This is a genomic window from Dehalobacter sp. DCA, assembly GCF_000305775.1.
Lineage (GTDB): Bacteria > Bacillota > Desulfitobacteriia > Desulfitobacteriales > Syntrophobotulaceae > Dehalobacter > Dehalobacter alkaniphilus.
Map to the genome: position 1 here is coordinate 1,304,638 of NC_018866.1, position 11,750 is coordinate 1,316,387.

Below are 11,750 nucleotides of genomic sequence, written 5' to 3' on the forward strand. Positions count from 1 at the left end.
TTTCATATAGAAAACAAAAAAGACCGCCGACGTCAAGGCGATCTTCTTCTTTTCTCTGATTTTTATGGTTTGACGGGCGCAATGTGCCAGTCATCCCATAAGCTTCCTTGTATCGTCACTGCGTCGGTAAGGTTTATAGAAAGCATCCCGGCAGGTGTCCAACAGTCGATTAAATACGTATAAGGTGTGTAGCTGCCGTCCGGGAACCACACAGGGGTAAAGTGAACACGCCGGTCATAGGTCGAGTATTTGTTTTGCTTAAACTCAAATCTTGCACTGTATCCGCTGCCGATTCTATCTAAAAGCCGCCAATAGTCCTTGTATTGAAACTCCGGAAAGTAGGTCACCGATGTCTGAGCGCCTGTCACAGCGGAGGACTGATTGGAGCTTACATTGGCCGTAACGTCGATGTTGATGCCATAACCGGACTTCATATTATTGCTTGATGCGGTGGGCACCTTATCGTCGGGCTTGGTGTTTACAGAGGCGGTCAGGCTTGCAGAATAAGGGTTCCAGTCGAACTCCCACCAACCGTGATCCTCCCAGCTGCCGTTGTCGACCCAATAGCCTCCCCCATTTCCATCACTATACCACTCCCAATCCGATACCCAGACCCAATGCTCCTGCCACCATGCAGACCATACGCCCCATGAGACCGAGGTTTTCTGCGAGTTGTTTGGAACACTCAGCGTAGTGTAGGAGTCGTTCCTGTCGTTGGCAGTGGGGTTGGGAGGATCGTTTTGAGACAGGTCTACAATCTTGGCGGTTATGGTACTTTTATTTGGAGAACCGCCCCCCGACACACTGACGGTGATGGTCATGGTCTGTGGGGTGGATGGTGTTGTCCAGCGCACCCACACGAGCTGGTTGTCACCATTTGGATAGTAGACATTGTTTACCCTATAGTTTCTGCCGTCGATGTTGAAGGTTACCGATACGGGATGATCGGGATCAGCCTGCCCTCCCCGAACGGTGACTGCAGTGATGACCTCGGTGTTGACTCTATACTCGTAGTCATTGGCACTTATCTCCGGCGGCGGATCGGCTTCACTGAACCGCACGATGCCAAGACCGAGGGAGGATATGATATCCGTATTGGACACTGAGTTTGTTGTAGTACCAGACCATGCTGAATATCCAAGATCCGGTGTTTCGAGGAACATCCCAAAAGGAAGGTTCTTATGAGTCAGCGATCCCATCTTGCTTTGAAGACCGCCATTCAGCTGCTGATCGTATAAAGCAGCTTCAGTAGCGGTCATTGCCATTTTTATACCATTAAAGGTAAGGTATGCAATGGGTTCCAAGAGAATTTTGTAATCCCCATTGATCAGGATTTCATAGTTAAAGCCTGTAATTTCAGAAATGGTCATGATCATGTATTCGGAGCAAAAGTATCTTTTAATTTCTTCAATGCTTGCGCTACTATTAGCAGTGCTTATTATTTTAGGGATTGCAACGTCTGGGTTGTTGTATGCGTATATCTGTTGACTTGGTGTTAATGACCTGCCATTGTTGTATGTTACCTTTGACACCTTTCCAAAATGAGCTTGTATGTCGTTTGGTTCTTTATTTGTAAAATCAATAGGAACTGTTACAGAGGTTTTATCACTTGCTTTGATGACGGTAACGCGAACGCCTTCATCACCGGGATTCCAAAAACTTTCACCCGTACCGTTTCCTATATCGCCGCCACCGTGATCAATGTTACCATCCCCATCGGCATACGCAGTTGTTGAAAAGAGAGTGGTCAACATCAAGGCCAGCACAAGCAGAATGCCAATTTTTCGTTTCATAATACCTCCTTGAATAGCAAAAACACAGCATTTCGGCTGTGCTTCTTGAGATGTTTTTATTTTATTGCTTGATGGCTAATCCATTGACCCCACCGGTTTATTAATGTCACCATCTGAACCTACCTGTGTACCCTGACCTCCCGTTTCTTTCTGCCAACCAAATCCCGGCACATATATCTGACCGTCTTTCTTTTCACCAGCCTTGGGTTCTGATGGCTTGCTTACGGTGGTATCCTCCGGCTTGTATTCGGGAGGCTTTACCGGATTGGTGACTACCCCCTGCGGTGTTGGTTTTTTGGGTGGTTCCGGTTTTACAGGCTCCGGTGTATTGGACTGTACGATTTCATTAGAATTCTGAGATGATATACCACCCTGCGGTGTGCCTGACTCTGTTGGGTTTACCACGATCTCGTCTTTTTTCCCAGCCGTTTCATTGGGCTTGGTTGAATCAGGGTTCGGGGTAATCTCGTTTGACACCGTATTAGATGAAGGTATTACATTCTCCTTGACAGACTCTATTTGAAATCTGGAAGATATTGCTGCTATAAGAACTACACAAACGAGGGCAAGGCATCCGGTTACAAGCAGTCGTTTGGTTTTACTGTTCATACTTTTCATAGGTTTTTTAACCTCCTTTTAATCAGGTTAGCTCTATTAATTCACACCCTACCAGAAGAGTTTAGCAAAGTCCAGTGAAAGGATGTGAATACTTAAAATTTAGGGGTGTACCCGGCCTCCACCTTGAGGTTTATCCGCATAGGAGGCAATGACTTGCCGCCAAAAAATACCGGAACCTCCAGGGTAATAGCTGCATCTGCAAGGAATTTCTGCACTCCATCGGGGTTTATCGGTGCAAAGGGTGCATTAATGATGTTTACTGAGAGGTTGGAAAGCTTAAACTCTACCGTTTCTCCCGTATACTTAATATGAACCCCGCCGTTTTTTTGCAGTCCAAGAGTTCGGTCCAGGCGGTCATAAATGTCGCCATAGTCAATGCTGTCCTCCCATGTAGAACCAGACAGTGCATAGCCTCCTGAATATCCCTCCCTGACTCCATTGTATACATCATCATAGTTGTCGTTGGCGGCTGCAATCACGGCGGACTGGACGGCATCCCGGACACCGGAAGCAATAATCATCAGCCGCATGTACTCCGAAATGCCGCACATGATGATGACAAGGGCAAGAGCGATGGCCACCATAAGAGGAAATGCCGACCCTTTACTTTCCCTTATTATACCATATAGTTTTATCATTTGTGATACACCTCGCTTTTTCCAGCAGCCTGTGCCGTCAAAGTGATGGGAAACGAGTCGAAGCCGCCAAAAAGTCCGATGTTGGTCTGCATAGACACTGTCACTGTGAATTCTTCATTGAGCTGTATCCAGCCTGTCTTTGACCATGAGATGGTGGGATTAAGTCCTGTTTTTTCCTGGAGCACCTGTGCTCGAGTGCTGGTTTCGCTGCCCACACGCCCTGCTATTTCAACCTCTCTGCACAGCTCATTGGCGAAGGTATCCAGTTGATTTTTGGCAATGAAGACCGGAAAAACTTTAACGGCCAGGGCGAGTACCAGCATGGCACAAAGCACTAGCACAGCCACATCGATATATCCCTCACCGCGCTTATTGTGCAGATTTTTCAGCATAATCGCATCCCCTTGTACTGTTCGGGTTCGCAGAAGGCTTCGTCCAGCTCGTAGTCCTGCTCGGCACTTCTTTTGTCGGCAAGACTCGAGAGGACATACTCCATATCCTCATCAAAGACTTTTCCTTGTTCATTCAGCCACTGATCCCGCACAACCTCCAGCGGGTTTTTAAAGCGCAGCAGGTATTCCAGATGGTCGGTATTGCAGCCACCGTCTTTCAATTCCTGATAGACCTGCTTGGTGGCGGCGATTTTCTCGGCTTTATCTATCAGCTCGGAACTGGTCATACCTTGAAGGTCGTTTATATATGCCACGTAGTTGGCATCGATCTTTTCCTGAAACAGTTTCTTCGTATTGTCACTTTTGTCCATGATATCCTCCTTCACTTAGATAGATTTACATGGATTGTGCCTGCCCTATATTGACTTCGGCACAACAAGGAGGAAGTGTCAAAACACAGCGTCTGCATCTTTCCAGACATTTTGCAGTCCTCCTTTAAAACATCCCGCCGAGGGATTTGATGATCTCCAAGGCGATGATAATAAGATAGGTCAGCAGAAAACACATCAGCATAAGAAAAGAAAAGATGCGGATTTTGGGCGGTATCTTCTGTGCCTGAGTTTTGAGGCGCTGCAGCTCAAGCAATTTGAAGTCATGGGCGATCATCTGAAAATAGACCGCTCCATCGTCGCCACGAAGCACACCGATAAGCCCTCGAACCACATCGGAGAGTTGCGGGGAATTGAGCCTTGCCTCAAACCTTGTCAGTGCTGCTTCGTAGCTGGAGGAACGCATATCCGCACAGACAATGTCCAATTCACCGGCGAAAGTGCTACCTGCATTCTTCTTGAAATTCTCCAGAATGGACAGCACATCACGGCTGTTTTTCAATCCTTGCTCTATAGTGGCTACAAATCTCGGCAGCTCGATTTCAATTTGATCCCTCTTGGCACTCAGGCATTCATCGGCTCTTTGGCTCTCTTTGAAATAGACTGCCACCGCAAGTAATACAAGTACCGGGGACAGCAGGGGTAAAAGCAAAAGACAGGGGATTATTCCGAGGAATATTGTCCCTGCCTTGACATATACGTAGGCTGTGTAGGTTTCGGGAGTCATTTGGATGCCTGCTGCTTTAAGGATGCTTTTCAGACGGCTTTTCTTGTATTCATCCATGCGGATCAGCCTGGAGAGTTTAACCGCCGCATCCAAGAGCAGCGCTTCCATCGTCCTGGACAACTTTTTGTCTTGCCGCCCTGTATTGATCATCGCTTTGGATGCTTTCACAGTTGGCAGCTTTAAGATATCTGCAAAGACAAAAAAGAAGCCAAAGGCAAGGAGGACCGCAAATAAAAATAATAGAGATATCAATTTATCTTCACCTCCTAAACTCAATTGGCTTGGTCAGTTTGATCACAAAAGCTGTTGAGACAAAAATCAAAACCGCCGTCACTGCAAGAACGATTTGTCCTATCACCGTATGCATCAGCGTATTGTACCAGAAATGATTCAAGGCACACAGGGGGGGAATGTTGCCGATGACGAGGATCACCATGAGGATGAATTCCTTTCTCGGCTCGAACATAAGGTATTCAAGCTCCGCGTTGACGATTCGCATATCCGAGAGCTTACTTATAATCGGCGTGAGGGTGGTTTTCATTCCCCGATCATACTGGCAGGCGCTGATGGCATCACACCATTCCTGAAACACTTCATTGTCAATCTTAGGTTTCATTGCTCTCAGTGCTGCATGCACGTCAGGGTTGATCATCTTTATCTGCGTGAGAAACTCCGCGAATATATCACGGACGGGCGGATTTAAGTAGTCAAGGTTTTCCTCCACGGCGGTCAGGATGTCCTCATTACGGAGGTATGCCGTTGTAATAATGGACAGAGCGGTTTCAAGCTCTGCAGCGATATCTTTCTTGTAATGGTTTGCCGTCAGCTTTACATACCAGATGGGCAGGAACATAAAGCCCTCTGCTAGCACCGGCACAAGGAACATATTTCCCATCACGATGGCAATGGAGGCACCCAAGGCGAACAGTCCAAGGGAGCAGACGCAAATCAGAGAAAAGCGGCTGCTTCGGTCAGTCAGCTTGAGGATGTCCTGTACCTCCATGATTTCTCTTCGAAAAAAGGAAGGCTTTTTCCGCTGCGTCGCCTCGTTGATCTCGGCCTTGATGCTTTTGGGTCTTGCGATCAGGAAACTGAACAGTTTATCGGTAAATTCGATAGGCGACAGCTTTAAGAGTATAAAGCTGCCGACAATGATGCCGATACAAGCGATGAGTTGAAGCAAGGTCATCGGTTAGAGCCTCCTTTCAGTATTTTATTGAGAACCTCCTGGGGCATGCCGTTTTCTAAAAAACGCTTTTGCAGGCTCTTGGAAACTGTATTCTCTTGTTGATGGCTGCCGTTGATAATGAACCTGTCGCCGTCCATCCGGTTCTCGGTGATGTTGAAGCGGTACAGGCTGCGGAAGTTTTTCTGTCCATCCGAGAAGATCTCACACTCCATCACTTCCATCATCTTGCGCTGCTTGTCTTCAAGCTGCTTGGTGAAGACTACAATCGGAAACGCCTCAGTGACAAGGCACATCAGGGTATCATCCGCGATATCGTATTTCCTCTTGCAGAGGGTGACCATCCTGCGCCATGTCGCTTCACAGGAGTTGCTGTGGATGGTGGTCAGCACGGTGTGCCCGGTTCTCGCTGCCTCCTGTGCGGTATAGGCTTCCGAGGAACGCATCTCCCCAACACACACGATTTCAGGATTAAACCGCAGCGCCATATCCAGCAGGCTATCCTGATCAATGTTCTGCTTCTCATTTTCGCTGAAGCGTGTGAGGGTATGGATGACACTGTTAACAATCTTGTCGTCCTTTTTACGCACTAGGGCAAGCTCACGGCTGCCGTTCTCTATGGTAAAAATCCTTTTCGAGTCGGGGATGGTGGTCAGCAGCCACCCAGCCAGGGTCGTCTTGCCCGATGAGGTGGCTCCTGCCACACACACCGATATGCCATAGCGCAGGCATTCCGAGAGGAAGTCCAGCATCTCTTCTGTGGCGGTGCCGCCTCTGACAAAGTCGGCCTTTGCCAAGTGCTGCGGATTGACAATTCGAATGGAGGCTGCCACACCCACGTCCTCATCCACAAGGGGCGTTTTCAACACGGCAATACGGATGTTTTTCGACAGGTGTCCGAGGATGGCAGGGCTGGCATTGTCCAGCACCATGCCGGATACATGGAGCATCCTTCGGACCACATTGATGGCGTGTTCAGGGGAGTCAAAGTGTTCGTCCAGCTTGACGGTCTGCCCATTGGAATATTGAACCTCAATGTCGTTCCAGGCATTCACATCGATTTCTTCAATGCCGATGCCGAAGATATATTTGGTTAAAAAACTGAATTCAGCCATCTCGGTGTAGAGCGTATCTACCAGTTTCTCCATGGTCATGTCCTTTACAGCGATGCGGTAATCCATCAGGTATTTGCTGATGTACCGTTTGACCTGCTCCTTGACCTCGTCCTTGCCGCCATCCAGAATGAGGGTGGAGTATTTGCTTGATATATATTCCTGCACATCGCGAAGTACGGCTCCGAAATCCTTGGAGGTGTTGTCCGGGCTAAAAAAAAGGCTGTGGTTTGCCGCTGCAGTGATGCTCATATCCCGAACACCTCCTTGCTGATTTTTTCAAGTTCCTTGCGAAAGCCCTTGCTGTCTTTCAGGCCCAAGTCCTTGAACAGATCCCCCGACAGGTACTGCTGCTCCACTTCCTCCGAGTGGGGGATGGTAAAGGTGACACCGTTTAATATCTGCTCCATGTTCTCCTTGGCCTCATACTGCTTCACATTGGAAGCGATTTTATACTGCTTGTCGGCATCCCATTTCTGGTCCATCAACAGAGGAAGCTGCGAGGACAGATAGGAAATGGACTTCAAATCACAGTTGACAAGGCGCAGCACCGCATCGGATTCCATTAGGGAAACCGCCGACAGGATATCGGTTGCAATGGTGCTGCCACAGTCGATGATGACATAAGGTGCAATGTTTCTTAGGTGTTCGATCAGCTCCACTGCCTGCTCTGCTGTATAGGGCGGATAAGTAAAGACGTTCTCACCTTTTAGCATGCCGATCATAGTGACATAGCTTTGCTTTTTGTGCAGCACACAGTTTTGCTTGATGAGATTATCCGTTACATGGGTTGCTGCAAGGATGCTGCCCAGGGATTTTTCACATTCGATATCGGAGGGCGGGCAGATGCAAGGCAGCGGCGGTGCGGTCATATCACACAGCAGGAGTGCCACATTCTTTCGCTTGCTTGCGAGATGCTTGGCCAACTTGACGCTGACAAGGGTCTTGCCGGAGGAAGGACTGCCCCATACGGCCAGCACCTGGTTGTCAGGTTCCTGTTCTGTAGCCTGCTGACCAGGACCAATTTTGCGAGAGAAAATACTTCCCATTTTGAAATTAATCATGGCTTTCAGCTGCCTTTCCGGGTACGGTATGATCTGTCCCGGCAACGCCCTCCTTCTCTGCTGTTTTATCTTTCTCTCCTGCCTTTGGATAAAGCTTAGCCATCACCTTATCCTGGACCTCAATAAATTTTGCCGCATTTTCCTGGGTTCCTCTGTAAACCAGGGATAGGTGAAGTTTGCTATCCGCATCAAGCTCGGCAAGGATTTTAGACTGCTCCGGGGATGCGAGCAGGGTTACGGTAGAAGGCAGCGCCTTTTCCTTATCCTCCGTGTCCTCAGCTTGTTTCTTAGCATCCGTGTCATAGCCGGTATTGGCAGTGACTGCAATCACCTCCACATACTGAAGTTCCGGAGGGATGACCGTTGTCCCCTGCTTTTTGTAATCGGGGGCGATGACCGATACGATGTCGCCGGAAATTAGTTTGCCGGAAAGACCATCGGAAAAGTTTTTAATGGTGACGGAGATGGCTTGTTTCTCCCCGTTCAGGTTATACAAATAGGCATTTCCTTCGGCAGGCACGTCAGCGAGCTTGGCTTGTAAAATGTAGTCACCTGCGAGCAGATCGGTGGTTGCATATTTGCCTACGGCGGTGTCCATGCTTTTCACAACATCCTTGGGCAGATTAAAGCTGCCCACTTCAATGGTCTGCACCTTGTCCTTGGTAATCTGATCCCCTGCTTTGATGTCCTTGGTTACACGGATGATGCCGACCTTTTGGGATAGGCCGGAATTAAACAGCGGTGTTACTGCAAAACAGATGATCAGGGACAATACAATGCAGATTATACCGAGAACGGTCCTGTTTTTTAAAAAGCTCATAAAGCGATTCCTCCTATATTCATGAAATATATGGCTATACAGCCGATGGATAGAAAGGGTGCAAGAGGGAATGATTTTTGGTATTCCCGATTTCGCAGCCTTTGTACTGTAGAATAAACGGCATAAAAAAGAAGCATTGCAGTAAGTCCAAGGACGGATGCCGCAATGCCTCCTGTGATGCCGAGGACGATTCCTGATGCAGCCATCAGCTTGATATCTCCCCCACCCATACCGCCGAAAAACAATGCGGCGAGGAGAAAGGGCAAGGCTGCCAGAATGCCCAGCAGTTTTATAGGCTCAATGAGTATAAAGCCTGTCATAGCAATGAGGAGACAAATGGTATCCGGGATGATTCTTTTTCGGATGTCAAAGATGGTCGCTGCCAGCAGCAGGGCAATAAAAAGACCGCCCTGCAACAGGAGCGGCAGGTTAGCCTGCATAGTTGAACATATCCTGTATCCTCTGTTTTAGTGTTGGCAGAACAGTATCTCCAAACAGCGCATAGAGTCCCGCAAGGAGCAAAGCTCCCAAGACGACCGTAATTAGAATTTTGATGGCACTGTCCACAAAATTTTCACCGCCTTGTGATCTTAGGATGGCTTTGGCCATCAGTCCCTTTCGAGTAATCTGATTCTTTACCTTAGTCACAATCTTTCTCATCATGTTTTTGCCTCCATAAATCTTTTCTTTATTGAGAATCTCTGTTTTTCAGTGAAATGCAGGGATTCTCAATCGTGCCAATTTGTATGTGTTGGTGTTCTTCACAAAATTGGACGCTAAATACTGCCCATCTGCATGCGGTCAGCCTGCTCCGGTTCTTCAAAAGGTGAATCTCCCTGTGTGGTTGCTTGGTTCTGGTTCATGTCCAATGCCTGCTGATAGGCGTTGATGACAGCATCATTAAACTGCTGCCTGAAAACTGCGGTCACCGGAAAACAGACATCCTCATACTCTCCGTCGTCTGTCTTGCAGCTGGGCATGGCTACTAGCAAGCCCTGGCTGCCGTCTATGATCTTTACATTGCGGATGGCCAAGCATTCGTTCAGGTTGACCGAGGCCATGGCTCGAGTGCCTCCTGTGGGACGGATGGAATCGATCTTCACATCCACTTTCATGGGCAATGGCTGCACTACCGAGTTTTTTTTACGGGGCTTTGCTTTGCGCTGATGATTTATGGGCCTTTTCCGCTGCTGCTTATAGGTAAAAGAGGGCTTAATGCCTTCAAGGTCTTTGCGCCTCTTTACCCTATACTTTTCCGTGTCCTGCTTATATAGGTAGTACCATTCTTCATCAAAGCTGTATACCCACGCCATGCCTGTGGCATTCCCTGCCTTGTAAATCAACTGATATTTAAAAATGGAATCCGGATAGGAGGCAACCCTTATCAGATCAAGCTCCAGTTTTTCCGTTACTACCACCTCCGGCACAGGCAGCAAAAAACACCAGCTTCTTATTCTGGTGTTTGGATACTCCTGTGAAGTTTATTCAGTTTTGTATTTCTCTGTTTTTTCTACATGAAGAAAGCCCTGGGCTGCGCTCTCAACAATACCTGAAGTTGCAAGGGATACAGGCGTATCTCCTTTGAATAAAAACCCGTCATGCATCGTATAGTTTTCCGGCAGTTCTGTAGTGGAAGACTGTGGGTAAGCAGCTTGACCGACAATGCTCTGCTGCCTTTTCTTCTTAAACTTGCTCATCCTTGTGTCTGATGATCAGTCAGCTTGCCTTCCACACTGATCATATCCAGAATGGTGGTATAGCAGACACAAGCGTCATCAATTCCGAGTTCCTCGGGCGTAATTTGCTTCCCGTTTAGCTCGATTTCGCCATTCTCAAGTTTTTCAATAAGAATCCCCAGCAGCTCAAGCTGCCGCTGTCCGTCCAGACAGTCAAACATATCCACCATCATTAATACTTCCTGAGAGATTTTTTCTTCGACCATTAATATCACTCCCTCCATTAATCTATATTTTGAGTTGCGGACTTGCTTTACTTATCCCATCTGCATGCCGTTGGTCCGCTCCGGTGAATCAGAGGGGAGATCGTCCTGGGTAGGTGCCTGGCTCTGGTTTATGTTCAGAGCCTGATGATAGGCGTTGAGCACAGCATCATTGAGCTGCTGCCTGAAAGCTGCGGTTACCGGGAAGCAAATGTCCTTGTACTCTCCATTGCCAGCCTTGTAGCTGGGCATGGCTACAAACAGTCCCTTGCTGCTGTCGATAATTTTCACATTGCGGATGGCAAAGCAGTCGTTCAAGTTGACCGATACGGTGGCTCGGATACTTCCGGTCGGGCGGATAGAGCCGATCTTCACATCCACTTTCATGGAGAAGGTCTGAGTTGCTGTGTTTTCCTTGGCTGCGGCCTGTGCGTTTTCATTTTTCTTCATGGTCTTTTCCTCCTGCTCTTGATTTTGAATACAAAAAAGACAGCCTCTGCTGTCGGGTGGGTTATAGGTTCATGGATTGACCTCCTTGCTGCTCCTGTTGAGACTCATTAAAGTCTATCTGCTGGAAGCCAAAGCGGTCGACATAATGGAATTCGCTGCCGTCCTTGTCGTATAGCTCAATTACATCGGACATAGACAGGGAGTGCCCTTGAAAATCGGGGGGATGGCGCAGATTGAATTTTTCGAAGATGGCATCCAGATCGTTGGTTTCAAGCTGGCCGCCATACACCACCTGATAATTTTCGGGGTCCGGTTTTCCGAAGCCTCCCTGGAGGAGTTCATCATACCCAATGAATTTGATCATTGGATCAACCTCCGGCTTGAGCTGGTAGATGCGGCAGGATTTGAGGATTGGCTGTTCACCGAAGTCTTGCTGCCCGTTTGCCAGCCAGTCGTACACACCATTTACCCATTCCACGGCCAGCCCTTGCTTTGCCGTGAGAAAATCATTCAGCTCCCCGCAGTGAAACATGGGATCAACTACAGCCTTGCCACTGTCTATGTAACCCGCGGTATTGCCATAGAAGATGATGCGGTCTTTTTTGATAAAGATTCCAGGCAT

17 protein-coding genes are annotated in these 11,750 nt (G+C 48.1%); all 17 read right to left on the reverse strand.

Going from position 1 to position 11,750, the window contains the following annotated elements; all coding sequences use genetic code 11:
- Positions 1-62: 62 nt before the first annotated feature.
- Positions 63-1,793 carry a hypothetical protein gene (locus DHBDCA_RS06170; protein ID WP_015043332.1) on the reverse strand — a complete coding sequence of 577 codons (1,731 nt, stop codon included), beginning with the start codon at positions 1,791-1,793 and terminating at the stop codon, positions 63-65.
- Positions 1,794-1,868: 75 nt separating this feature from the next.
- The gene (locus DHBDCA_RS06175; protein WP_015043333.1) at positions 1,869-2,411 is read right to left on the reverse strand and encodes a DUF6550 family protein; all 543 of its coding nucleotides are present in this window, start codon (positions 2,409-2,411) and stop codon (positions 1,869-1,871) included.
- Positions 2,412-2,503: 92 nt separating this feature from the next.
- Positions 2,504-3,049 carry a hypothetical protein gene (locus tag DHBDCA_RS06180; RefSeq protein WP_015043334.1) on the reverse strand — a complete coding sequence of 182 codons (546 nt, stop codon included), beginning with the start codon at positions 3,047-3,049 and terminating at the stop codon, positions 2,504-2,506.
- Positions 3,046-3,441 (reverse strand): DUF4320 family protein, encoded by a 396-nt coding sequence (locus DHBDCA_RS06185; protein ID WP_015043335.1) that lies wholly within the window; start codon positions 3,439-3,441, stop codon positions 3,046-3,048. The genes DHBDCA_RS06180 and DHBDCA_RS06185 overlap by 4 nt, the downstream gene beginning before the upstream one ends.
- Positions 3,435-3,812, reverse strand: coding sequence for a DUF3848 domain-containing protein (locus DHBDCA_RS06190; RefSeq protein ID WP_015043336.1), 378 nt, complete (start codon positions 3,810-3,812; stop codon positions 3,435-3,437). Before DHBDCA_RS06190 ends, DHBDCA_RS06185 begins: the two co-directional genes overlap by 7 nt.
- Positions 3,813-3,936: 124 nt before the next feature.
- The gene (locus DHBDCA_RS06195) at positions 3,937-4,809 is read right to left on the reverse strand and encodes a hypothetical protein (RefSeq protein ID WP_015043337.1); all 873 of its coding nucleotides are present in this window, start codon (positions 4,807-4,809) and stop codon (positions 3,937-3,939) included.
- Positions 4,810-4,816: 7 nt separating this feature from the next.
- Entirely contained in the window at positions 4,817-5,746 is a 930-nt protein-coding gene (locus tag DHBDCA_RS06200) for a type II secretion system F family protein (protein WP_015043338.1), read from the reverse strand.
- On the reverse strand, positions 5,743-7,107 hold the full coding sequence (locus DHBDCA_RS06205) for a type II/IV secretion system ATPase subunit (protein ID WP_015043339.1): 1,365 nt from the start codon (positions 7,105-7,107) through the stop codon (positions 5,743-5,745). The genes DHBDCA_RS06200 and DHBDCA_RS06205 overlap by 4 nt, the downstream gene beginning before the upstream one ends.
- The gene (locus DHBDCA_RS06210; RefSeq protein ID WP_015043340.1) at positions 7,104-7,919 is read right to left on the reverse strand and encodes an ATPase AAA; all 816 of its coding nucleotides are present in this window, start codon (positions 7,917-7,919) and stop codon (positions 7,104-7,106) included. The genes DHBDCA_RS06205 and DHBDCA_RS06210 overlap by 4 nt, the downstream gene beginning before the upstream one ends.
- Positions 7,912-8,739 (reverse strand): Flp pilus assembly protein CpaB, encoded by an 828-nt coding sequence (gene cpaB, locus DHBDCA_RS06215; RefSeq protein ID WP_015043341.1) that lies wholly within the window; start codon positions 8,737-8,739, stop codon positions 7,912-7,914. The genes DHBDCA_RS06210 and cpaB overlap by 8 nt, the downstream gene beginning before the upstream one ends.
- Positions 8,736-9,179: a prepilin peptidase gene (locus DHBDCA_RS06220; protein WP_015043342.1), complete on the reverse strand. Its 444-nt coding sequence runs from the start codon at positions 9,177-9,179 to the stop codon at positions 8,736-8,738. The genes cpaB and DHBDCA_RS06220 overlap by 4 nt, the downstream gene beginning before the upstream one ends.
- Positions 9,169-9,399, reverse strand: coding sequence for a DUF6133 family protein (locus DHBDCA_RS06225; RefSeq protein ID WP_034378983.1), 231 nt, complete (start codon positions 9,397-9,399; stop codon positions 9,169-9,171). Before DHBDCA_RS06225 ends, DHBDCA_RS06220 begins: the two co-directional genes overlap by 11 nt.
- Before the next feature lie 116 nt (positions 9,400-9,515).
- Positions 9,516-9,854: a SpoVG family protein gene (locus DHBDCA_RS15745; RefSeq protein WP_051014048.1), complete on the reverse strand. Its 339-nt coding sequence runs from the start codon at positions 9,852-9,854 to the stop codon at positions 9,516-9,518.
- A 366-nt stretch (positions 9,855-10,220) separates the two neighbouring features.
- A complete protein-coding gene (locus DHBDCA_RS06235) occupies positions 10,221-10,436 on the reverse strand; it encodes a hypothetical protein (RefSeq protein WP_015043345.1) in 216 nt (71 codons plus the stop codon).
- Positions 10,433-10,681: a hypothetical protein gene (locus tag DHBDCA_RS06240; protein WP_015043346.1), complete on the reverse strand. Its 249-nt coding sequence runs from the start codon at positions 10,679-10,681 to the stop codon at positions 10,433-10,435. The genes DHBDCA_RS06235 and DHBDCA_RS06240 overlap by 4 nt, the downstream gene beginning before the upstream one ends.
- Positions 10,682-10,732: 51 nt before the next feature.
- On the reverse strand, positions 10,733-11,128 hold the full coding sequence (locus tag DHBDCA_RS06245) for a SpoVG family protein (RefSeq protein ID WP_015043347.1): 396 nt from the start codon (positions 11,126-11,128) through the stop codon (positions 10,733-10,735).
- A 61-nt stretch (positions 11,129-11,189) separates the two neighbouring features.
- Positions 11,190-11,750, reverse strand: a complete 561-nt coding sequence (locus DHBDCA_RS06250) for a YodL domain-containing protein (RefSeq protein ID WP_015043348.1) — start codon at positions 11,748-11,750, stop codon at positions 11,190-11,192.

Excerpts from the sequence above, each read along its gene's own strand:
- DHBDCA_RS06170 (WP_015043332.1), bottom strand. The coding sequence starts at position 1,793 with ATGAAACGAAAAATTGGCATTCTGCTTGTGCTGGCCTTGATGTTGACC.
- DHBDCA_RS06175 (WP_015043333.1), bottom strand. The coding sequence starts at position 2,411 with ATGAAAAGTATGAACAGTAAAACCAAACGACTGCTTGTAACCGGATGC.
- DHBDCA_RS06180 (WP_015043334.1), bottom strand. The coding sequence starts at position 3,049 with ATGATAAAACTATATGGTATAATAAGGGAAAGTAAAGGGTCGGCATTT.
- DHBDCA_RS06185 (WP_015043335.1), bottom strand. The coding sequence starts at position 3,441 with ATGCTGAAAAATCTGCACAATAAGCGCGGTGAGGGATATATCGATGTG.
- DHBDCA_RS06190 (WP_015043336.1), bottom strand. The coding sequence starts at position 3,812 with ATGGACAAAAGTGACAATACGAAGAAACTGTTTCAGGAAAAGATCGAT.
- DHBDCA_RS06200 (WP_015043338.1), bottom strand. The coding sequence starts at position 5,746 with ATGACCTTGCTTCAACTCATCGCTTGTATCGGCATCATTGTCGGCAGC.
- DHBDCA_RS06205 (WP_015043339.1), bottom strand. The coding sequence starts at position 7,107 with ATGAGCATCACTGCAGCGGCAAACCACAGCCTTTTTTTTAGCCCGGAC.
- DHBDCA_RS06210 (WP_015043340.1), bottom strand. The coding sequence starts at position 7,919 with ATGATTAATTTCAAAATGGGAAGTATTTTCTCTCGCAAAATTGGTCCT.
- cpaB (WP_015043341.1), bottom strand. The coding sequence starts at position 8,739 with ATGAGCTTTTTAAAAAACAGGACCGTTCTCGGTATAATCTGCATTGTA.
- DHBDCA_RS06220 (WP_015043342.1), bottom strand. The coding sequence starts at position 9,179 with ATGCAGGCTAACCTGCCGCTCCTGTTGCAGGGCGGTCTTTTTATTGCC.
- DHBDCA_RS06225 (WP_034378983.1), bottom strand. The coding sequence starts at position 9,399 with ATGAGAAAGATTGTGACTAAGGTAAAGAATCAGATTACTCGAAAGGGA.
- DHBDCA_RS15745 (WP_051014048.1), bottom strand. The coding sequence starts at position 9,854 with ATGAAAGTGGATGTGAAGATCGATTCCATCCGTCCCACAGGAGGCACT.
- DHBDCA_RS06235 (WP_015043345.1), bottom strand. The coding sequence starts at position 10,436 with ATGAGCAAGTTTAAGAAGAAAAGGCAGCAGAGCATTGTCGGTCAAGCT.
- DHBDCA_RS06240 (WP_015043346.1), bottom strand. The coding sequence starts at position 10,681 with ATGGTCGAAGAAAAAATCTCTCAGGAAGTATTAATGATGGTGGATATG.
- DHBDCA_RS06245 (WP_015043347.1), bottom strand. The coding sequence starts at position 11,128 with ATGAAGAAAAATGAAAACGCACAGGCCGCAGCCAAGGAAAACACAGCA.
- DHBDCA_RS06250 (WP_015043348.1), bottom strand. The coding sequence starts at position 11,750 with ATGCCTGGAATCTTTATCAAAAAAGACCGCATCATCTTCTATGGCAAT.